This is a genomic window from Paenibacillus sp. GYB004, from assembly GCF_036577605.1.
GTDB lineage: Bacteria > Bacillota > Bacilli > Paenibacillales > NBRC-103111 > Paenibacillus_AB > Paenibacillus_AB oceani.
The window spans coordinates 187,267-208,511 of sequence record NZ_JARBDB010000047.1 but is presented as its reverse complement, the minus strand read 5'-3'; the positions used below and the strand labels follow the sequence as shown (position 1 = coordinate 208,511).

General features: G+C 57.9%; 17 protein-coding genes. 1 reads left to right on the top strand and 16 read right to left on the bottom strand.

What is annotated here, in order from left to right:
* Positions 1-66: 66 nt before the first annotated feature.
* From PV433_RS19490 to PV433_RS19415, 16 genes are all read right to left on the bottom strand, one after another.
* Entirely contained in the window at positions 67-825 is a 759-nt protein-coding gene (locus tag PV433_RS19490) for an SDR family NAD(P)-dependent oxidoreductase (protein ID WP_332073724.1), read from the bottom strand.
* A 2-nt stretch (positions 826-827) separates the two neighbouring features.
* Entirely contained in the window at positions 828-2,147 is a 1,320-nt protein-coding gene (locus tag PV433_RS19485; protein WP_332073723.1) for an aspartate aminotransferase family protein, read from the bottom strand.
* Between the two features lie 25 nt (positions 2,148-2,172).
* Positions 2,173-3,657 (bottom strand): M81 family metallopeptidase, encoded by a 1,485-nt coding sequence (locus PV433_RS19480; protein ID WP_332073722.1) that lies wholly within the window; start codon positions 3,655-3,657, stop codon positions 2,173-2,175.
* Positions 3,658-3,661: 4 nt separating this feature from the next.
* Positions 3,662-4,975 carry a M20/M25/M40 family metallo-hydrolase gene (locus PV433_RS19475; protein ID WP_332073721.1) on the bottom strand — a complete coding sequence of 438 codons (1,314 nt, stop codon included), beginning with the start codon at positions 4,973-4,975 and terminating at the stop codon, positions 3,662-3,664.
* Entirely contained in the window at positions 4,975-5,370 is a 396-nt protein-coding gene (locus PV433_RS19470) for a RidA family protein (protein ID WP_332073720.1), read from the bottom strand. The genes PV433_RS19475 and PV433_RS19470 overlap by 1 nt, the downstream gene beginning before the upstream one ends.
* 62 nt (positions 5,371-5,432) lie before the next feature.
* Positions 5,433-6,533, bottom strand: coding sequence for an alanine racemase (locus tag PV433_RS19465; RefSeq protein WP_332073719.1), 1,101 nt, complete (start codon positions 6,531-6,533; stop codon positions 5,433-5,435).
* Positions 6,534-6,811: 278 nt separating this feature from the next.
* Positions 6,812-7,699, bottom strand: coding sequence for a carbohydrate ABC transporter permease (locus PV433_RS19460; protein ID WP_190930802.1), 888 nt, complete (start codon positions 7,697-7,699; stop codon positions 6,812-6,814).
* A 12-nt stretch (positions 7,700-7,711) separates the two neighbouring features.
* Positions 7,712-8,677 (bottom strand): ABC transporter permease, encoded by a 966-nt coding sequence (locus tag PV433_RS19455; protein ID WP_317891282.1) that lies wholly within the window; start codon positions 8,675-8,677, stop codon positions 7,712-7,714.
* A gap of 171 nt (positions 8,678-8,848) precedes the next feature.
* Complete coding sequence (locus PV433_RS19450) at positions 8,849-10,543, bottom strand: hypothetical protein (protein WP_332073718.1); 1,695 nt, start codon at positions 10,541-10,543, stop codon at positions 8,849-8,851.
* A gap of 358 nt (positions 10,544-10,901) precedes the next feature.
* Positions 10,902-11,072 carry a protein YhfH gene (yhfH, locus tag PV433_RS19445; RefSeq protein WP_190930800.1) on the bottom strand — a complete coding sequence of 57 codons (171 nt, stop codon included), beginning with the start codon at positions 11,070-11,072 and terminating at the stop codon, positions 10,902-10,904.
* 183 nt (positions 11,073-11,255) lie between these two features.
* The gene (locus PV433_RS19440; RefSeq protein WP_332073717.1) at positions 11,256-11,816 is read right to left on the bottom strand and encodes a DUF1273 domain-containing protein; all 561 of its coding nucleotides are present in this window, start codon (positions 11,814-11,816) and stop codon (positions 11,256-11,258) included.
* 232 nt (positions 11,817-12,048) lie between these two features.
* Positions 12,049-12,480 carry a PaaI family thioesterase gene (locus PV433_RS19435; protein WP_332073716.1) on the bottom strand — a complete coding sequence of 144 codons (432 nt, stop codon included), beginning with the start codon at positions 12,478-12,480 and terminating at the stop codon, positions 12,049-12,051.
* Between the two features lie 94 nt (positions 12,481-12,574).
* The gene (locus PV433_RS19430) at positions 12,575-14,353 is read right to left on the bottom strand and encodes an acyl-CoA dehydrogenase family protein (protein WP_332073715.1); all 1,779 of its coding nucleotides are present in this window, start codon (positions 14,351-14,353) and stop codon (positions 12,575-12,577) included.
* Between the two features lie 16 nt (positions 14,354-14,369).
* Positions 14,370-15,554 (bottom strand): acetyl-CoA C-acyltransferase, encoded by a 1,185-nt coding sequence (locus PV433_RS19425; protein ID WP_332073714.1) that lies wholly within the window; start codon positions 15,552-15,554, stop codon positions 14,370-14,372.
* A gap of 15 nt (positions 15,555-15,569) precedes the next feature.
* Positions 15,570-17,963 carry a 3-hydroxyacyl-CoA dehydrogenase/enoyl-CoA hydratase family protein gene (locus PV433_RS19420; RefSeq protein WP_332073713.1) on the bottom strand — a complete coding sequence of 798 codons (2,394 nt, stop codon included), beginning with the start codon at positions 17,961-17,963 and terminating at the stop codon, positions 15,570-15,572.
* An 81-nt stretch (positions 17,964-18,044) separates the two neighbouring features.
* Positions 18,045-20,234 (bottom strand): (Fe-S)-binding protein, encoded by a 2,190-nt coding sequence (locus PV433_RS19415; RefSeq protein WP_332073712.1) that lies wholly within the window; start codon positions 20,232-20,234, stop codon positions 18,045-18,047.
* Between the two features lie 216 nt (positions 20,235-20,450).
* Between PV433_RS19415 and PV433_RS19410 the strand changes: the two genes are divergently transcribed.
* On the top strand, positions 20,451-21,224 hold the full coding sequence (locus PV433_RS19410) for an electron transfer flavoprotein subunit beta/FixA family protein (protein WP_332073711.1): 774 nt from the start codon (positions 20,451-20,453) through the stop codon (positions 21,222-21,224).
* The last annotated feature ends 21 nt before the right edge of the window (positions 21,225-21,245 follow it).

The window sequence follows — 21,245 nt, the reverse complement described above, 5'->3', positions numbered from 1 at the left end:
CCCCTTTCCGGTGCTGGGATCAGTCGCTATTCCGGTTTGTCCGCCGAATATCGGCCGGCTATCGGGTTAAGACAGCTTGATCAGCTGGCCTCCATCGACAACCATATTCGTTCCGGTCATATAGGAAGATTCGTCTGAAGCGAGGAATACGGCGGCCGCCGCAATCTCCTCAGGCTGCCCTACCCGCTTCATCGGTACCGTCCGCAAATAGTCCGCGATGGCCGGCGGGTTGTCGATCAGCGGCTTGGTCAGCCGTGTCTCGATAAAGCCCGGGCACAGCGCGTTGACGCGAATGCCTCGCTCGGCAAGCTCCAGCGCCATCGACATGGACAAATTAATCATGCCGCCCTTAGTCGTGTTGTAGTGCACCTGATCCGATTCCGCCTGAATGCCGTTGACGCTGGACATCTGGATGATCGAGCCGCCGGTCCCTTGGCGGACCATCTCGCGGGCGGCACGCTGGCTGACCAGGAAAGCGCCCTTGAGATTAATCGCCAGATGACGGTCCCACTGCTCTTCCGTAATGTCCAGAAAAGGCGAGACTTCGCAAATGCCGGCGTTATTGACGGCTACGTCGACCTTGCCCCATTCGGCAATCACTCCGTCGATGAAGCGGTCCACCTGAGCCTTGTTCGATACGTCGGTCTCATACGCGATCGCTTCTCCTCCCGCTTCGCGAATGAGCGCGACCGTCTCATCCAAAGCGGCTTTGCCTCTGCCGCATAACGCAACCTTCGCGCCTTCGCGCGCGAACCGGATCGCAACCGCCTGACCAATCCCGTGCGATCCGCCGGTCACGATCGCCACTTTGCCGGATAGTCTCATCTTCAGTTCCCCTCCGTCAGTCTCGCGAAGACGCGATCGATCGCCGCGAGCGTCGCTTCGATATGCCCGGCTTCGTGAACGGTGGACAAATACCACAAGCCGTTAGGACGAACCAGAACGCCTTCCTCCAGCATCAGCTCCGCGAACTTGGCATAACGCGCGGCATTGCGTTTCTGGAACGTATCGAAGTGGGTCACGACGTCTTCGTCGATAAACATCATATGGAATACCGGTCCGATCTGGTTGACGACTCCTCTCATCCCGTGCTTGCCGAACAAGGAACGGATTCCGGAAGCGAGCTGAACCGCATGTCCCTCCATTGTACCATAAACGGCCGCGTCGTTCTGCGTCAGCAGCTCAAGCACCGCAAGCGCGGCGGAAGTGGCGACGCCGTTGCCGTTAAGCGTTCCGAGATGGCTGACCTGCTCCGAGTCGATCAGCTCGAAAATCTCCTTGCGGCCGCCGACCGCGCTTACCGCGATACCGCCGCCAAGCGCTTTGCCGACTGTCACCAGGTCAGGCGTCATGCCGAACCGGCCATGAGCTCCGCCGGGACTTAACCGGAATCCGGTGATGACCTCGTCGAAAATAAGAACGATGTTCAGCTCGCGGGTCAGCTCTCGCATTTTCTCCAGGTAACCCGGCTGCGGCAGGATACAGCCCGAGTTGCACATGACCGGCTCCGTAATAACCGCGGCGATCGAGCCTGCATGCTCGCGCAGCGTGGACTCCAGTTGCTCCGGATCGTTCCACGGCAGGAGGATAACGTCCTGCAAGCTAAGCTCGCTTTGTCCTTTCGTGCCGGGAGGCACGCTGTTCGCGGCGGCGGAAGTCGCCTTCTGCATCATATCGGGGCTAGGGAACGATGTAAAGATCGAGTCGGACCAGCCGTGGTAATGGCCGTGGAAACGGACGACTTTGCTTTTCCCGGTATAAGCGCGGGACAGGCGAAGCGCCAGCATGACCGCTTCCGTGCCGGAGCCGCTCAGCACCACTTTGTCCGCGCACGGCAGCACTTCCGTCAAGCGGCGGGCCAGCTCGATCTCGCCGTCGTGCTGCAGTCCGTAGGTGATTCCTTTAGCCAGGGCTTCACTTACTTTGGCGTTAAAGCCTGTATGGGCATGCCCTAAAATAAGCGGTCCGTAGGCGAGCTGATAGTCGATATATTCATTGCCGTCCACATCTTTCACGATAACTCCCGATGCGGATTCCACATACAACGGGGTCGGCTTCATCGAGCCGCGCAGCGTACTCGCCACTCCTCCTGCCAGCACTTGTTTCGCATCCGCCAGTTTTGCACGGGATTTCTCATAGGTTTTCATGTTCGTTCTCCTCTCCGGTTATCGGTTATCCGAGCTCGTCAAGCGGGTATATAGGCCGGTACAAAGCTTCGAACTGGAAGCGGTGCAGGTTCGCCGTGCAGCATCCCGGCGTGTCGACGTCGATCGCCAGCTTGGCAACGTCGCCGAATGCCGTTTTCCATGCGAGCGCCGATTTGACTACGATGATCTGGAACGACTCGGGATCGAGTCCGACGGAGCGGACATGTCCGGGGTCCCAGGGGGCTACCCGCTTCTCGGTCAGCATCACAGTGACGCTGCCGCATTGCACGACGGCGGTCAGCCCCATGCGCGCATGCTGCCCGGTCATATAAGCCCCGACATGACGGTAATTTCCGTCAAACAACATACGGACCGTACCGGTAATCGGCACCGGCTCGCCGTGCTTGTCGTCCGTCTTGCCGCCTACGCTGCAGCTCAGTTCGCTGCCGATGCCGAGCTTCGCCGCCATCCGTACCGCTTCCGGATCGCAGAGAACGATCAGGCTTTTCTTCGAGGCGGCCAGCAGATGTGGCAGCAGCGTCGTGGAATCGGCCGGAGAGCCTCCGCCGACGTTGTCGGAGCTTTCCGTCAATATAACCGGCCCTTCCGGATGACGGGCGGCCCGTTCGACCGCTTCGGCTGGGCCCGTCTGCCGGACGAGGAACCGTTCCCGACGCTCCCACGCCGCCGCCCGCAGCCGCTCGGCGCACTGTTCGGCCGCCGCGATGTCCTTATCCGCCGTTACGACGAACGTCATCCCCGCATCCGCCACATCGCTGTAGGGGAAACCGCCAGCCACCGATATATTGAGAATGCCAGGCGACTTCTCCAGCTCGAAGGCGAGGTCCATCAGTTCCTTCATCGCCCCGGCATCGGTCAGCATCGCTTGCGGAGCGACGAGCATCCGCGTATGAATCAGCTTCTGAACGGGCTCGATCTCCCCGTCGAGCCGGCGCTTCAGCAGTCCGGTCGCTTCCACGGCCCGGTCATAAATATCCACATGCGGGTACGTATCGTAGGCGACGATTATATTCGACAGAGCGACCATCGTCCCGCTTATATTCGCGTGCAGATCCAACGTTACGGCGATCGGAAGGCTGCTGCCGAGCTTCGTGCGAAGCCGCCGCAATATTTCGCCTTCCGCATCCGGATACGACACGGCGACCATCGCACCGTGCAAAATGACGACGAGTCCGTCGATCTCCGGCTGCACCGAATCGGCCATGCCGTTCGCGATCGCATCGAAAGCTTCGTCGGTCACCATGCCGCTCGGAGTAGCCTGGGTGTACAAACCCGGCAGCAGCTCCAGTCCCAACGCCGCAGCCGCGTCGATGACGCCGCCCATTGACGTTTTCGTCCCGGTATACCGTTCGAGAAACGCTTCTTTCCCTTGAATCCAGTCGCCGGCGAACGAGTCCAGCCCGGTCGTGCCGGGCGCAAATGTATTCGTTTCGTGAACGACGCCGATGACTCCGATCTTCTTCGGTCCGTTGTTCCCTGTATGTGCCATCGTTTTATTCCCCTTCCGCTTCGCACCAGTCGATCATGATTTCCGCGAACCAGCGGATCAGCTTGTAATAACTGTCCAGATCCATCTGTTCGTCGGCCGCATGCGCGTTCGCCCCTGAAGGACCGAGCACCAGCGCCGGCGTCGGACTGTGCAGGTTAAACATAAATCCGTCGCAAGCGAACGGAGAACCTTGGGAAGGCCCGGGCTCCTGTCCCAAAGCGATCGCCCCCGCCTGCCTGACAGCGGCGAGAAACCGCTCCGTTTGCTCTCCCTCCGCCATCTCGCTGCCGGACAAATACCGGATAAGCGGAGTCACTTGCGGCCTGCATTTGGCCAAAATCGGGAAGTTAGGCAGCTCGCTCTCGTAAAACTCCCACAGCATGTCGAGAATATGCGTGTCGGTCATACCCGGATACCCTTCGATCCAGAAGTTCAGCCTGCCGTCGGCCGGCAGCTTCTCCTGAAGCTCCCGGTTCGTATCGCCGGACACGATCGTCAGCACGACGACGTCGATGCCTCTGTCGGTATGGCTCCACAACGGATGAGGCTGGATAAGTTCGTTAAGCCGCTTCTTGAACTTCTGGAGCAGCATGGCGAAGGATACGGTCGCGTCCAGGGCGCTGATGAGCTCTTCCCCGTTAAAGCCGATGCCGCTTTTGCCGGAAAATTCCGCCTTCCAGATTCCTCCGCCGAGATGCGCGGGGTACGGAATCAGATTCGTCGGCTCGGGGATGATCGCCATATCGGGGTTAATCCCCATCAGCCGGCCTGCTAACGTGCCGTTGGCTCCTCCATGCTCTTCGTCGACGACACTTTCAATATATACCGTACCACCCAACCGTATATCCAATTCCTGCAAGCATCGTACTGCTTCGAGTGCCGCCGCCATGCCGCCCTTCATATCGTAAGAGCCGCGTCCGAACAGCTTGCCGTCGCGGATCGCTCCGGAGAACGGACCGTCCTCCCAAGGCTCGACCCCTTCATATACCGTATCTGCATGACCGGAGAACACAAGCGATCTGCCGCCTCCCGTGCCGGAAAACTTGCCGTGAACGTTCGGGCGGTTCGCATATTGCCTGCCTTTCATATACGCGGGGTGCTCCTGCAGTCCCGGTACCGTATCGAGTTCGTATTGCGATACTTCCGCTCCGATCGAACGAAGGCGATCTGCAAAAAACGACTGGTAAGCGGCTTCATTTCCATATGGCGGATGATTAACGCTCGGGATCCGGACGAGCTCGGAAGCCAAGGCGGCGGATGCCGCCTTGTTCCTCTCCACCCATTGCCCGATCTTCTCGGATAACAGGCTTCGTTTCATCAGGCGTTTTCCCCTCTACGAGTCGGCGCATAGGCGATGACGTCGATTTCGATTTTATAATTGCCCAGGCCGCTTTGCACTGTCGTACGGGTCGGGTACGGCTTGCTGAACAACGTTTCGTACACTTTATTGTAAGCCGGCGAATCAGCCAGGCTCGTAAGATGAGCGTTCACTTTAATGACATGATCGAGCGTAAGGCCGGCCGCTTGAAGAATCGTCTCGATGTTGCGGACGCTTTGCTCCGTCTGGGCTTCGATCGTGTCTCCGACAAGCTCCCTCGTATCCGGGTATACGCCTACTTGGCCGGACACGTATACGAAATCTCCGGCGCGGAGCGCATGGGAGAACGGCAGCGGGAACTGGGGAGCGTTAGGAGCTTTAATTTCGATAGACATGGTACGGATCATCCCTTCAAATGTATAAAGTTTAGAATAAAATGTGCGCGCATTGCCTGGACTTACTGAACTTTGCCTCGGGCATCTACCGTCAGCCATTTCTCGAAGCGGCCGCCGCGTACGCCGGCAAGCCGGTCATGCAGATTCGTCACGACACAGCAGTGGTTCGGCACGATCCGGAGCTGCTGTCCGACCTGGAACTGATCCCGGTCCGGAACCGAAACGATGCCGTGCTCCTCGCTCAGCCGTTCGATGACGGCTCCCTCATGACCGAGGATAACGCCATAACCGGGATGATACTTGCTCACGTCGCTGCTTAACGTCTTCGAGCCCGCGTCGATAATGATCGTACCCGGACGCGGACGCCCGACCACCGTAGCAACCACCGTCATCGCGCATTGCTCCTCGGAGATCAGCCCCATCTTCCACTGGCCTCCGTCGCCGAATACGTAAGCGCCCGGACGCGTCTCCGTCACGCCGATCCCGGCAACGTCAGTGATGAATTTGGAAGTCGGAGTCGAACCTACGCTGATGTTCTCGATTCCGATGCCGTCCTTCTCCAGAAGCTGTTTCGTCATCAGCAGCGCTTCCGCTTCTTGCTTGGCCGCTTCACGAATCGCATCCGGAGTATTGTGGCCGTACGCATGGCCGGAGTGCGTCATCAGGCCGGTCACGCGTATGTACGGCAGCTGCGAGATCCGCTTGACCAGCTCGGCCGTCTCTTCGCCCGGCTCCCGACCGCAGCGGTTGAGACCTGTGTTCACATCGACATAAAGAAGCACGTCCCGGTTCAAGCTTTTGCCGAATTCCGACAGCTGTCTGGCGACGTCTTCATCATCGGTGCTGAGCGTAATTTTCGCCTTCTCCATCAACCGGCCGAGCCGCTCCAGCTTCGAAGCCCCGATGACCGGGAACGCAATCAGAATATCGTCGATGCCGCCTTCCGCCATCACTTCCGCTTCCCCGAGCTTGGCGACCGTAATGCCCGCCGCTCCGTAACGGATTTGCTCCTTCGCCAGCCAGACGCTTTTATGAGTTTTCGTGTGAGGACGCAGCTTCACGCCGGCTCTGGAGGCGTTATTTGCGGTATCTCGTAAATTTTTGTCCAGTATATCCAGATCGATCAGAACGGTTGGAGACTCCCATTGCTCCATAGTGCTCATTCGAATCCTCTCCCCGAAAGGTATAGTTAGATTCCGGTGCCGGACGGACCGGAAAAAGTGTTTTCGCGATCATCGTATCACAGCGCCAATTTCCCATCAAGAAAAACTTTTCCCAAATAGAAAAAAAGACTCTTGTCGAACATAAAGTCCGATAAGAGTCCGGTTTGGTCAACATTGCGGAACCGCAAGTCTGTTCCGGTGTCCGTGGTGCTGTGTCCCGAAACGGGAAAAAGGAGCTAGAAGCCCCTCCCCCGTAAAGTCGCAGCGGCTGCCGGCGATTAACCTTTGATCGAACCGAGCAGCATCCCTTTGACGAAATATTTCTGCAGAAACGGATAAATAATGAGAATCGGAATGATCGCCACAACGACGGTGGCCATCTTGATCGTCTCCGGCGGCAGCGTCTGCAGGTCGCTCGCATTGACGTTCAGCTCCGAGCTGACGCTTGGCGATACGATCATATTCCGCAGCACGACCTGGATCGGCATCAGATCTTTGTCGGTCAAGTACATAATACCGCCAAAGTATGCGTTCCAGTGGGAAACCCCGTAGAACAAGCCGAGCGTCGCCATAATCGGCATCGACAGCGGAAGGACGATCCGGAAGAGCGTCTGCATGTCGCTGCAGCCGTCGACCTTGGCCGCTTCTTCCACCTCGGCCGGCAAGTTCTCGAAATACGTCTTCATGATCAGCAAGTTAAACGACGAGACGAGTCCCGGAATAATAAGGGCCCATATTGTGTTAAGCAAGCCTGTCGCCCGGACGATGATGTACAGCGGAATCAGACCGCCGGAGAACAGCATCGTAAACACGATTCCGACGAGAACGAAGTTACGCCCCGGCAGAAACCTTTTCGAGAGCGGGTAAGCCAGGAACGTCGTAACGAGCAAGTTACAGAACGTTCCGATTACCGTTACGATTACCGTAATCTTCAACGCGTTCGGAATCCTGTTGCTCTCGAAAATGTATTTGTAGGCTTCGAAGGTTACTTCATTCGGCCAGATGACGAATCCGCCGTTACGCAAAACTTCCGCGATCGGAGTAATCGACATTACGACTACGTAGTATAGAGGGAACAACGTAGCAAGACCGAACAAGGTCATGGACAAGTAGATAACAAAGTCGACAACGTAATCGGATTTTGTCTTTTTGAGTATGAATGACATCGTTTTGACCTCCTACCAGATCCCGGACCCGCCGAGTTTTTTCGCAACCTTGTTCGCAGTGACGACGAGCACAAATCCGATAATCGATTTGAAGAAACCGACCGCGGCCGCCACGCTGAAATCCAGTTGCTCGATCCCTCGCCGGAATACCCAGGTGTCAATGATGTCCCCAACCTCGTATACACGGGCGTTCAAGAAGATATACACTTGCTCGAAGCCTGCGTCCAAAATATGACCGATACGCAAAATAAGCAGCAATACAAATACTTCGCGGATACCCGGCAGAGTAATGTGCCAGATCTGTCGCCAGCGTCCCGCTCCGTCAACGACGGCCGCTTCATACAGCTCGTTATTGATCGTAGCCAGAGCCGCAAGGTAGATAATGGCGCCATAACCGGTACTTTTCCAAATATCTGTTATGATCAGTATAGGCCTAAACCAGTCTTTGTCTGTTAACAAATTCAGTGTCTCGCCCGTATTATCTCTCCACCAGGTGCTGATCAGACCGGCGTCCGGAGCCAGGAAGGAGAATACGAGTCCGTATACGATTATCCACGACAAAAAGTAAGGGCCGTAAGTGATCGTTTGAACGACCCGCTTAAACCACTGCAGTCGAATTTCGTTCAAAATCAGCGCAAACAATAAGTCCGGCAGCATGTTGAATACGATTCTGTACACGCTGATTACTAATGTGTTTCGAAGTAGATCCCAAAAGTCCGGAGACGTGAACACGGTTCGGAAATTGTCGAATCCGGCCCAATCACTGCCCCAAATCCCTTTGACCAGGTTGTACTTCTTAAATGCGATCAGCAGGCCGCCCATTGGTATATAGTGGTAGATGATGTAATACAGTATGCCTGGAAGCATCATCAGGTAAAACCAACGGTAACGGACGATTGTTCTGCCAATGAAGCGGAACTTTTGCGCTAAGCTCACAGGTCCGTCCGAATTTCCTGCCGCAACATGGTCTGTCTTCACTCCTGCATTCCTCCTGTTTGAATTGCGTTTCGTGTCGAAACGGTAAAGCGTTTACAAAGCTATCCCATACATTAATAATATTCGTTCGGGATTCTGATTACAAGGTTTGCGTGACGCAAAATATGTCTTTAAAAGGTCTTTATTGTACAAGCAGCGAAAGACCCGGTAAGCTCAAATTCGGATTACCTCTTTCCTGCAAGGAACGCCGAACCGCTCGACCGTCCCGTCGCCGAGATCGCCTGTGCCGCTTGCGGTAACGGGCACGTATACGACGATGTCCCACTCCGACGCTGCCCCTTCGAGACTGACTTTTCCGTCATCGCTTAAGTCGGCCTTTAAGGTGCGGCGATATCGTTCCCAGTCGTTCACTTTTTTTCCTGTCCATAATTCAAACTGAAGTTGACGCGCTTCCGACACCAGCTTGCGGATCGAATTTCGCACGGCTTCCCAGTTGTAAATATGGATCTGATGGTACAGGAAATGCGCCACTCCGCCTACCCGTTTCACCTGCTCCAGAAACGGACGGATGACGGAATTGTCGGACAGATTCGAAAGCTCCAGATCCTGGGTTAAGAAGCTCATCTCGAGCACGTCGTAATGTCGATTGCCGTCGTTCGCCCATGCGATCGGGAAGTAAGGGTGACAGGTGCCGAACAGCATGCCCACATTGCCTTTTTTGCTCGGGCCGCGAGTCTGATCGGCCGCGATCCCGTGCCGCTCGCACCATTCGAACAGCTCCCCCCAGCCTTCGAAGCGGGTGTAGTGGTTTTTGTTCGACGTAATCCGGTCCATACCCGTTGCTTCCTTGAGCCATCCGAGCTGGCGGACGAACTCTTCCTCCGACCATTTGCCGCCTTGGCTGTCCAGCGCGTTGTAGTGGAAAGCGAGCTCATGGCCGGCCGCTTTCACCTTGTCGTAAATGTGTCCGCTATACCCCGACTCCAGCATGCACCAGGTCGTCTGGACGCCGACTTCGGCCAGCAGCTCCATCGTCGCTTCCGCGTGTTCGTCCTTATTATGGTCACTGTCATGGGATATCATGAGCACCTGCGAGATGCCGTCCGGGTAATAACCGATGAGAGGGATCGTTTTCCCGTCTTGGACCAGCGCCTCCAGCATCGATCCGATGAACGCTTCCTTCCACAAATCGGCATACGGGTAAGGGAAATACGGCATGCCCGTTTCCGTTACGACTCTGTCCAGCTCCCAGTCCACAGCCATCTGATCGTCGGCTTTCAAAATGTTGTCGTTCACCGCGCCGGTCCCGTCGCTCGCAGGAACGCCGTCTTCGAGTACAGGCGCTTTCCCCTGCTGCAGCCGGACGATCGTATCCCAGATGTCGACCGACCAGCGGTACAGCCGGCCCGCTCCGATGGAGAACACCTGCAGAGCGGCACCTGCCTCCGCTCCGTCCGGACGCTCCTTCACGATCGATCCTGTCTGTTCGGCCGGAGCGGCACTGTTCTCCTTGAACTCACGCCACGGAACGGCTTCCAGAAAACGCAGAGGCGTCTGCCCGGCGGCTTGCGTATTCAGGTTTGCGTAACCGACGCCGATCTCCTCTTTGGCATAGCCCAGTGTCGTACCCAGCTTATTCAAGCCTGCGCACGTGATCACGACGCCGCCCCGCTCCATATACGCCGTCAGCGCGGCTGCAGTAAGGTCGTCCTCCGCGCAAACGGCGGCAATAATTACATCGCAATCGCAAGCTTCGGCTTCTGCCGCTTCATGAAGCTCCGTATAACCGATCCCTGCATGCGACAAAACTTCACCGGCAAACGATCCGAACGCGTTCTGTCCATATTGGTTCCGCAGAAGCATGGCATTCCGGTCGCGCAACACCGCAATTTTGGCTGCTTTTGTCATTCCACTTCTCTCCCCTCGGTTAGTCAGACCCATCTTGTTCCTGATCCCAGACACATTTCAAATCTGTATATTACCTGTATTTAATTAATCATAAAAACATTAAAAATGTATCATATGAAACGCCGATCGGCAATGAAGAAGTTTTGGCACAATGGATCAAAGTTGATTTTTTTGCGGTTCAAACCAGTGTGAGAACAAGGAAAAAGCTTGATTTCTCAAGCTTTTTCGGCCGTTGGATATTCATCTGCACATTCGCGCCGGCAAACAGAAGCGGCGCGTTCATGATTCATTCAAAAATCCAAAACGCAAAACAAACCTACCTGATCGGCGGATCAAGGGCAACCCACCCCAGAACGGACTAAATCGCTTTTTTCGAATCGGGCTGAAAGGAAAGCGGATACGTTTTCTCCCCGCTGCATTCGGTACAGACGTGCATGTAACATTCCGATTGTTCCTCCATGACGGTACCGCATTTGGCACATTGCTTTTTGGGCAGCGAATCGAAAAACTGGTTGACGGATGGCAGCATTCGAGACCTTCACACCTTTCGGAATAATTGTACTAATACAGATTGTATTTAATGTGATTTTATTATATAACACTCTATGCGTAATTGCGAGAAAGAATATTTTGACAATACAAAAACGGGCTTCCCGGCCTGTCGGCCAAAGAACCCCGCTTACTTGCCCGCTTTTCTTCTGCTTCCCGTCAACTACGAATCAAACCCGCTGTATCTTTCCTCGTCTGCGATACTCTGAATATCGTCCGAACGGATCGTCAAAATCCGGTACCCGTCCTTTTCGTGTTTTTTCATCGCTTTTTGCTTGTAAAATCGGGGACTGCCTTCCGCTGCGTCCTCGTCGTAGAACAACAGGATGCCGTCCGTTTTGCGAAGCAGCAAATCGTCTCTCGCCGTCAGCTGCCAAACGCCGTTGTAAGGCTGGTTGCTCACCGTCCCGTAATAATCGACTTTGTTGAGGATATCGTGAAAATACTGCTGCTTCTCCTCTTTCCACTTTTCTTCCGGATTTTGATAAGCCGCGATGATCGACAGCTTCAAGTGCGGATACCGTTTCTTCAGTTCGATAACGGTCTCGCACGCCCAAAGATCGACGCCGTATTGGCCCGGCGTAAGCACCCACTCCAATCCTTCCTCGATTAAAGGAAGGATTCTTCCTTCGATCGCCTTTTTAATATAAGCGATCCCTTTGTTTTTCTGATCGAATATGTTAAGCTCGTGCGCCCGGTAGCCCGTAACCAGAATGTTCTTCATCCGTATATTCCTCTCTGTGCCGTTATGCTGGTTGAAAGCAAGTCCGGCACTCGCCGCTGCAAAGTGATGTCTTATGTACGAATATACGGAATTTTCGTGCGCATGTACAACCTTTCTGTCCCGCCAAGGGAAAACGCCGTTGAAAGGTCAGCGCCATGCAAACGGGGAGAAGCACGCCTAATTCCTTGGCATCGCCCAAGCTCCAGCTCGCTTCTCCTTGCAGGATCACCCGTCAGCCCTGACCCGGAGCGGTACCGCCCGACGCGCGGAACGAACCGACTCCCCATGAGCCGAGATTCCCTTGTGCGTCCTCGATTTTCCCCTGAACGGTCAAAATTTTGCGCGACTGATGGATCAGTTCGGCGGTAACTGTTACTTTGCCCGGCCGGAGAGGCGATAAGTAATGCAGATTCAGATTCGTCGTCACCACCTTTTCTCCCGGCCTGGCGACTATCGCGGTAATGCCCATCGCATTATCCAGCAGCGAAGCGTGCACGCCTCCGTGCAAGATGCCGATGCCGTTCAGATGCCGGCTCTGTACCTCCAGTGACACGATTGTTTTACCCGGCGCCACAAACTCGAGAACACACCCGATATCGTCCCAAAACGTACCTCTGGCCGCTTCCTCCAGCTTGCGGATCAACTCCTCCACGTTGCCGTTCATGATGCCGTCTCCTTCCGAAGCAGACTTGACGGAAGAACCGCCTCGCCGGACGCATCCCGTTCCTCTTGCATCCAGGCCCTCCCGTCCTGCTCGCCTAGCGGATGACCGTATACCTTTGCTCCGTTTTGACGCTTTCCGCAATCCGGCGCTTGAGCGAGATCGTATCGACCGGAGTATGCCGGGTCCATTTGCGCAGCACCGACAGCTGCAGCGACAGCAGATCGCCCGAGGCCATCGCCGCGACGTTTTGTTTGGCCGCCTGCTCGATCTCGGCGAACGCTTCGCAGACGTACACCTTCGCCATCGCTTCCGCCAGCTCGCCTTTGACCGCGCCGGATCTCGCCGTTATTTTCTCCGCACGCAGCAGCGCGCTTTCCATCGCATAGATCCGGATCATCATGTCGGCCAGCCGCGACAGCACCTCCTGCTGCTCCTCCAGTCCCGTCCCGTACGTCTGAACGGCCTGCCCGCCGATCAGCAGAAAGATTTGCTTCGCCGTCGCGAGCAGCCGCTTCTCTTCGCCGAGCCTGTCGTCCGTCTCGCTCCGCGTGGAGGCCGGCTCCAGCATGCTCTCCTGCACGCTTTGGGCACGCTCCATCAGCGGCAGCTCGCCTTTCATCGCCTTTTTCAGCAGTGTTCCAGGAATAAGCAGCCGGTTGATTTCATTCGTCCCTTCGAAGATCCGGTTGATCCTCGAATCGCGGTAGATACGCTCAATTTTGTACTCCTGGATAAACCCGTAGCCTCCGTGAATTTGCACCCCTTCGTCGGCCACACGGTCCAGCGCCTCCGTACCGAACACTTTAATGATCGAGCATTCCAGGGCATATTCGGCTATACCTTTGGCAGACTGTACGCCGGCCTGCTCGCTGCTCAGATCGATGTCCTGCAAAATCCCGTCGATCAGCCCGGCCGTACGGTATACCATGCTTTCGAGCACATAGGTGACGATATTCATCTCCGCGAGCTTCTGGCCGATCAGCGGAAAGGACGATATCGGCTTGCCGAATTGGGTCCGCTCGTTCGCATAGGACGCGCTTAGCGCGATCGCCTCCTTGGCTCCTCCGACGCAGCCGGCGCCGAGCTTGAACCTGCCGATATTCAGAATATTAAAGGCGATAAGATGACCCTTGCCCGGCTCCCCGAGCAGATTGGTTACCGGGACGCGAACTCCCTCCAGAATAAGCGGACAGGTCGACGACCCTTTGATGCCCATCTTTTTCTCCTCGGGTCCTATGCTGACTCCTTCCATCGAACGCTCGACGATAAACGCTGAGAACTGCTTACCGTCTATTTTCGCATATACGATAAACACATCGGCGAAGCCTGCGTTCGTAATAAACTGCTTCGTTCCGTTCAGCTCGTAATACGTCCCGTCCTCCGACAGTTTCGCCGTCGTCCTCGCCCCCAGGGCGTCCGAGCCGGACGAAGGCTCTGTCAAGCAGTAAGCGGCGATCTTGGAACCGTCGGCCAAGTCCGGCAAATACCGCTTCTTCTGCTCCGGGGTGCCGAAAAACACGATCGGCAGCGTGCCGATCCCCACATGCGCGCCGACCGACAACGCGAACGAAGATCCTCTCGCCAGCTTCTCGCTGATCAGCGTCGAGCTCACTTTATCCAGGCCGAGCCCTCCGTATGGCTCGGGAATATCGACGCCAAGCAAGCCCAGCTCCCCGGCTTTGCGGATCAGCCGGACGGTCAAGCCGTAGTCCAGCTTCTCCAGCGCCTCGTCGTGCGGCAGCACCTCGTTCTCGATAAAATGCTCGGTCGTTCCTGCGATCATCATCTGCTCCCCGCTCAGATCCTCGGGCGTCGTTACGCTGTTCCAGTCCGCCGATTCGATGACAAAGCTTCCGCCCTTCACCGTAGCCATATGCGCCGCTCCTCCTTCAGCCTTCATAAACTTCAAATACGCCTGCGGCCCCCATGCCGCCGCCGATACACATCGAGACGACGCCGTAACCGCCGCCGCGCCTTCCCAGCTCGCGGATTAACGACGTCGACAGCTTGGCGCCCGTACAGCCCAGCGGATGGCCGAGCGCGATCGCGCCGCCGTTGACATTCACCTTCGCCTCGTCCAGCTCGAGCTGACGGATCACCTGAATGCATTGCGAGGCGAAAGCTTCATTTATTTCGAATAAACGCACCTCGTCCCGGCCAATACCGGCGAGTCGCAATGCTTTCGGAATCGCTTCGACCGGCCCGATTCCCATCAGCTCCGGCGCCACCCCGGCGACCGCAAAGGAACGGAACGCCGCGAGCGGCTTCAGGCCGAGCGCCTCGGCTTTGCGCCTGCTCATCACGGTCAAGGAGCTCGCGCCGTCGCTGAACGGCGACGCATTGCCCGCCGTTACCGTTCCTTTGGCCGAGAAAGCCGGTTTCAAAGAGGCCAGCACCTCCATGGACGTATCCGCCCGAATGCACTCGTCCGTCTCGAAGCGGAGCGGCTTCGTCCATGCGCCCCGTTCGAGATCGAATCCGCGAACCGCCGTATCGACCGGGACGATCTCGTCTTTAAATGTTCCCGCCGCTTGTGCGTCCGCCGCCTTCGCGTGGCTGGCGCAGGCAAACCGGTCCTGCTCTTCCCGGGTGATGCCGTATCTGGCCGCCACCCGTTCGGCCGTATGACCCATGCCCATATACGCTTCGGGCATACTTGCGATCAGCTCCGGATGCGGAGACGGCTTGAAGCCCGTCATCGGGACGCGACTCATGCTCTCCACCCCTCCGGCAATAATTGTATCCGCATACCCCAGCTGAATCCGTTCGGCCGCATACGCAATCGCCTGCAAGCCGGACGAGCAGAACCGGTTGATCGTAATCGCCGGCACCGTAACCGGAAACCCGGAATACAAAGCCATCGCCCTGGCGAAATTAAGCCCCTGCTCGCCCTCGGGCATGGCGCAGCCGATCACGATATCGTCCACCTGCTCTTTCGTCAGACCGGGAACCCTCTCCACAGCGGCCTGCAGCACGGTTTTGCCCATATCCTCGGGCCGCGTCTGGGCAAGCGAGCCTTTGCGTCCCCGGCCGACGGCTGTCCGGACAGCCGATACGATAACCGCCTCCTCCATAGAAGCCACCTCCCGTCAGTTTCTCAGCGGTTTGCCTGCCGACAGCATATGCTTCATACGCGCCTGCGTCTTCGGTTCGCCGCACAAGCTCAGAAACGCTTCGCGCTCCAGATCGAGCATATACGCTTCCGTCACCTGCGTACCCGAGGGTACGTCTCCTCCGCCCAGCACATGGGCCAGCTTTCGCGCAATTTTGAAGTCGTGCTCCGAGATGTATCCGCCTTCCCGCATCGACTGCGCTCCGGCCAGCAGCACCGCTTTCCCTTCACGGCCGACGACCCGGACCGGCTCGCCGCTTCGGCGGGCATAACCGTCGCGGTGCAGCTCCAGCACGGTGCGCCGCGCCTCGTGCACGAGCCGGTCGCGGTTCATCACCGTCCGGTCCGCGCTTCGCATAAGCCCGAGACGTACAGCTTCCGGAGCGCTCGTGGACACTTTTGCCATCCCGATCACTTCGAATGCGCGGTTGACGGCCGGCTGCAGATCGTCGCCGTCAGCCGCTGTCAATTCCGCCGCACGGAGCGCCATTTCCTTCGTTCCTCCGCCCGCCGGGATCAGGCCGACTCCGGCCTCTACAAGGCCGTAGTAAGTTTCCGCGTAAGCCGTCACCCGGTCTGCGGCCATGCACACTTCGACTCCCCCGCCCAGCGTCATCCGATGCGGCGCTGCGACCACCGGGCGTCCGGCCGTCTTCAGCTCCATCATCGCCTCCTGGAACACGCGAATAATCCGGTCCACTTCGTCCCATTCTTCTTCCTGCGCTTCCATCAAGAGCAGCATCAGATTGGCCCCGACGCAAAAGTTGCGGCCTTCGTTCGCAATTATAAGTCCGCGGTAATTGCGGCGCACCTCTTCCACGCTTTTGCGGATCATCGTCAAAATATCGCTGCCGATCGCATTACTCGGCGAATGGAACTCCAGACAAGCGACCTCTTCGCCGATGTCGATCAGGCTCGCGCCGCCATTGGAAAGCACGGTGCGCCCTTTGTCCTTCAAGCCCCGGAGGGAAAGATGCTCGATATCGTCCACGAGCTGTACGTACTGCCCGGCGTGGGCATACCGCCTGCTGCCGTTCTCCCGCTTGTAAAACGTCGAGTTGCCGGCCTCGATCCACCGCTTCACCCAGTCCGGGACGATCGCACCTTCGGCTTCCATGCGCGCTGCTGACCGGGCAAGCCCGATCGCGTCCCACAGCTCGAACGGGCCGAGCTCCCAGTTGAAGCCGAGCCGCATCGCTTTGTCCACATCGGCGATCGTGTCTGCGATTTCATCCGCTTTGTCGGCCGCATAGAGGAGAACCGGCTTAACGACTTCCCAGGCCAGCTCGGCATACCGGTCTTCGCCTCCGAGCAGTGCCCTGCACTTCGCCGCTGCCCCTTTGGCCGCTTTGGCCGCTTCCAGCGACGCCGCCTTCACCGGCGAAGCCTCCGCATACTGCATAGTCACCGGATTCAGCTCCAAGATCCGGGAACCCGCCTCAGTCTTCACTTTTTTGTAAAACCCTTGCCCCGCCTTCTCGCCAAGCCATCCGAGACGGGTCATGTCCGCCAGCAGCTCCGGGGTGTCGAACGTCGCCTTCTCCGCCGGATCGGAGGCATGGTCGTACACGTTTTTGGCTACATGGACGAACGTATCCAGGCCGACCAGATCAAGCGTGCGGAACGTCGCGCTTTTGGGCCTGCCGAGCGCAGGGCCCGTTACGGCGTCGATCTCCCCGACCGTATAACCCCGCTCAGCCATGAGCCGCAGCGTGACGAGCAAACCGTAGGTGCCGATCCGGTTGGCGATAAAATTCGGCGTGTCCTTGGCGAATACGACGCCTTTGCCGAGCCGGTGGCCGAGAAACTGCTTCATCCCGGACAATACGTCGAGCTTCGTCGCGGGTCCCGGAATGACTTCGACGAGCGGCATATACCGGGGAGGGTTGAAGAAATGAGTGCCGAGAAAATAGGAGCGCAGCTCCGGCCCGACCGCTTCCGCCATCGCGGCGATCGAGATGCCCGACGTATTCGAGCTGACGACCGTTCCCGGCGTCCAAACCGGTTCGATCCGTCTCAGCAGCTCCCGCTTCTCATCCAGCCGTTCGGTGATCGCCTCAATAATCCAGTCCGCTTCCTTCAGCCGGTGCAGATCGTCCTCCACGTTGCCTATACGGATCAGTTCCGCACACCGTTCTTCGAAAAAAACAGCCGGATTCGTCTTCTTCAGCCGGATGATCGCTTCTCTCGCCAGCCGGTTGCGCACGTCCGGATGCCGGATCGTTCGTCCGGCCGCTTCCTCTTCCGGCGTAAGCCGTTCCGGTACGCAGTCGAGCAGCCATACATGGATGCCCGCATTCGCCAGATGCGCCGCGATCCCCGCCCCCATCACGCCGGAGCCGATAACGGCGACCGTTCGGATCGTTCTCATACGGTAAGTCCCTCCTTCTTGGACGCTTGATGCGATTCTCCCGGAACGCCAAGGCGCGTGCCGCCGTAACGCCGCCCGTTGTTAACTCCGCAGCCCGAACACCGATTCCGCCAGCAACTCGGCGACGTCTTTCGCCGCGACACGATCCTCCGCGGACAGCTGCTTCGTACCGTCCTCCATCATCGTCAGGCAATACGGACAAGCGCTGGCGATCACGGCCGGCTCTACGGCGAGCGCCTGCTCGGTCCGGGCCACGTTGATCCGCTTGCCCCTGCTTTCCTCCAGCCACATCAGACCGCCGCCGGCCCCGCAGCACATCGCGTTAGCTCCGGATCTGTCCATTTCGGCGAGAGTCAAGCCCGGTATCGCTCTTAATATATCCCGCGGAGCTTCGTAGGTGCCGTTGTACCGCCCCAAGTAGCAGGAATCGTGATACGTCGTCCGCTGCCGGACCGCATGCTGCGGTACGAGCTTCCCTTCCTCCAGCAGCCGGGCGAGCAGCTCGGTGTGATGGAACACTTCGACGCCGTCATCCAGGCCGAACTCGGGATACTCGTGCTTCAGCGTATTGTACGTATGCGGACAGGCGGTTACAATTTTGCGCACATTGTACGTTTGGAACACCGCAATATTTTCTTGGCACAGCTGCTGAAACAACAGCTCGTTGCCCATCCGCCTCGGCGTATCGCCGGAATTGCGCTCCTCGGCACCGAGAATCGCGAACCGGACGCCGGCATGGGCCAGCAGCTTGACGAGCGCGACGGTCACCTTTTTGGTCCGGTTATCGTAAGATCCCATCGACCCGACGAACAGCAAATAGTCGAAATCCGGCAAATCCCGGACTGTCGGAACCCATATTCCTTTCACTTCCTCCAGCCATTTGGCGCGGTCGCCGCGGCTGATCCCCCAGGGGTTGCTTTGGCGTTCGATATTTTGCAAGGCGCGCTGGCCGTCGTGAGGCATGCTTCCTTCCGTCAGCACCAGATACCGGCGCATATCGATAATTTTATCGACATGCTCGTTGCCGACCGGGCACTGGTCTTCGCAATTGCGGCACGTCGTGCAGGACCACAGCTCTTCCGGGCTCATGATGTCGCCGACCAAGTTTACATCAGCGATCGCAGCCGCCGTCCCGGACCCGGCGCTTTCTCCCTCCGCGCCGCTGCCCGCCTTGATCCAGCTTTTCTTCTGCAGCTCCATCGTCGGGCCGATATCCGTAATTCCGCCGCCGCTCCATGCCCGGCCGTCCGGCTCTTCCGGCCGAAACACGGAGGCCGAACCTGCGGGGCCGGGGAAAGCGAATGCGGGCACCCAGGGCGATTTCGAAGTAACCGCCGCCCCCTTCTCGGTCAGATGATCGCGCAGCTTGACGATCAGATGCATCGGAGATAACAATTTCCCGGTCCCCGAAGCCGGGCAGACGTTCGTACAGCGGCCGCACTCTACGCAAGCGTACAGATCGAGCAGCTGCTTGCTCGTAAACTGCTCCACCGCTCCCGCGCCGAACGACTCCGCATTCTCGTCCTCCAAATCGAGCGTCCGCAGCTTCCCCGGCGGAGACGAGCGGGCCAAAGCCAGATTCACCGGAGCCGTTAGCAGATGAAAATGTTTGGATTGGGGGACATATACAAGAAAGGCGAGCAAAATGAGCAAATGCGCCCACCAGGCGGCGTAATAAAGCACCGCTGCGGTTACGCTCCCGGCCAGGCCGCTCATCGCTGCGGCAAGCAGCGATGCCACCGGCGCGAGCGGCGAAGCGGGCAGGTCGTGCCACAGCCTTTCGAAAGCGGATACGAGCAGCACCGACAGCAGCAAGGCTCCGATAAAATACAAAACGATACTCGGCTTCCAGTCTCGCTTCAGCCTCGCCAGCTTTTCCCCGTACCTGCGATACCCCGCATAACCGATCGCCGCAAGGACCGCCACGACGGTAATCTCTTGAGAGAGCACAAACAGGTCGTAGGCGGGCACAGGCAGCCGGATGCCGAACAACCCTTTCAGCACGATGTCGGCCGCCCCGAACTGAAGGACGATGAAGCCGTAAAAAACAAGGAGATGCATGATCCCGCTTCGGCGATCTTTCATCAGCTTGCGGTGTCCGAATAACTGGGCGACCCATTCGCGCGCACGACGGCGGTCGAGGCGGGCCGGACTCTCGGGCTGCCCCAGCTTCATGTAAGCGATCCGGCGGGATACCGCCTTCCCGAACAGCAACGCGCCATAACCGGTCGCAGCTAGAAACAAAGCGAAATGGACGACTTTCCAGACCACAGATACATACGCTCCTTTCCGCTTTCGCCCTGCCGGCCGGATTATTCCCGGGCTTCGCTTCATATAAATCAGGTAGGCAGGAAGCGCAAAACGCGAATTCGCGTTACTTGCAATGTATGTTCGGCCGGGCTGGTCCCATGACAACAATACTCGTCTGCTCCGCAGCCGCAAATCCGCCAGCCGGCCGCAGCAGCCCATACGGAAAGGGGTAAGCCGATGAATGTGGTTGTATTGCTGAAACAAACGTTCGATACGGAGGAGAAAGTGCGGGTCCGTGACGATGCGGTGGATGAGGACGGCGTCAAGTTCGTCATTAATCCTTACGACGAATATGCGGTAGAAGAGGCGATCCGGCTGCGGGACGCGCACAGCGGCCAAGTGACGGTCGTGTCCGTCGGAACCGAGCGGTGTGCGGAGGCGCTTCGGACGGCACTTGCGATGGGAGCCGACGAAGCGGTGCTGATCGGGGAGCCGGACGGTGCGGACGAGGCGGTGATCGCCAAGCTGCTCGCCGCCTATTTGCGCAGCAGGCCGTTCGACCTCGTGATCGCTGGACATTTCTCCGTCGACCGCGGCTCCGGCCAAGTGGCGCTGCGCGTCGCCGAGCTGCTGGATCTCCCCCACGCCGGCGCAATCACGAAGCTGACGGTCGACCCGGCTCCCGGCGGGAGAGCGGTCGCGGTCCGCGACGCGGAAGGTGACGACGAGACGGTGGAGCTGTCCCTGCCTGCTCTGATCACCGCCCAGCAAGGACTGAACGAACCGCGATATCCGACGCTTCCAGGCATTATGAAAGCGAAGAAAAAACCGTTCTCGCGATTATCCGCTGCGGATCTGGGCTTATCCGAAAACGAGCTGGCGCCTTATACGCAAACGATCGGAATCCGGCTCCCGGCTCCCCGTCAGGCCGGCCGCCTGCTGGGCGGAGAGACGCCCGACCGCGTCCGGTCGCTTCTCCAGGCATTGCGCGAAGATGCCAAAGTGTTATGAATCCGAAAAGGAGGTGTCCCC

Bases quoted from the DNA above. Each gene is read 5' to 3' on its own strand.
- PV433_RS19490 (WP_332073724.1), bottom strand. From the start codon at position 825: ATGAGACTATCCGGCAAAGTGGCGATCGTGACCGGCGGATCGCACGGG.
- PV433_RS19485 (WP_332073723.1), bottom strand. From the start codon at position 2,147: ATGAAAACCTATGAGAAATCCCGTGCAAAACTGGCGGATGCGAAACAA.
- PV433_RS19480 (WP_332073722.1), bottom strand. From the start codon at position 3,657: ATGGCACATACAGGGAACAACGGACCGAAGAAGATCGGAGTCATCGGC.
- PV433_RS19475 (WP_332073721.1), bottom strand. From the start codon at position 4,975: ATGAAACGAAGCCTGTTATCCGAGAAGATCGGGCAATGGGTGGAGAGG.
- PV433_RS19470 (WP_332073720.1), bottom strand. From the start codon at position 5,370: ATGTCTATCGAAATTAAAGCTCCTAACGCTCCCCAGTTCCCGCTGCCG.
- PV433_RS19465 (WP_332073719.1), bottom strand. From the start codon at position 6,533: ATGAGCACTATGGAGCAATGGGAGTCTCCAACCGTTCTGATCGATCTG.
- PV433_RS19460 (WP_190930802.1), bottom strand. From the start codon at position 7,699: ATGTCATTCATACTCAAAAAGACAAAATCCGATTACGTTGTCGACTTT.
- PV433_RS19450 (WP_332073718.1), bottom strand. From the start codon at position 10,543: ATGACAAAAGCAGCCAAAATTGCGGTGTTGCGCGACCGGAATGCCATG.
- yhfH (WP_190930800.1), bottom strand. From the start codon at position 11,072: ATGCTGCCATCCGTCAACCAGTTTTTCGATTCGCTGCCCAAAAAGCAA.
- PV433_RS19440 (WP_332073717.1), bottom strand. From the start codon at position 11,816: ATGAAGAACATTCTGGTTACGGGCTACCGGGCGCACGAGCTTAACATA.
- PV433_RS19435 (WP_332073716.1), bottom strand. From the start codon at position 12,480: ATGAACGGCAACGTGGAGGAGTTGATCCGCAAGCTGGAGGAAGCGGCC.
- PV433_RS19430 (WP_332073715.1), bottom strand. From the start codon at position 14,353: ATGGCTACGGTGAAGGGCGGAAGCTTTGTCATCGAATCGGCGGACTGG.
- PV433_RS19425 (WP_332073714.1), bottom strand. From the start codon at position 15,554: ATGGAGGAGGCGGTTATCGTATCGGCTGTCCGGACAGCCGTCGGCCGG.
- PV433_RS19420 (WP_332073713.1), bottom strand. From the start codon at position 17,963: ATGAGAACGATCCGAACGGTCGCCGTTATCGGCTCCGGCGTGATGGGG.
- PV433_RS19410 (WP_332073711.1), top strand. From the start codon at position 20,451: ATGAATGTGGTTGTATTGCTGAAACAAACGTTCGATACGGAGGAGAAA.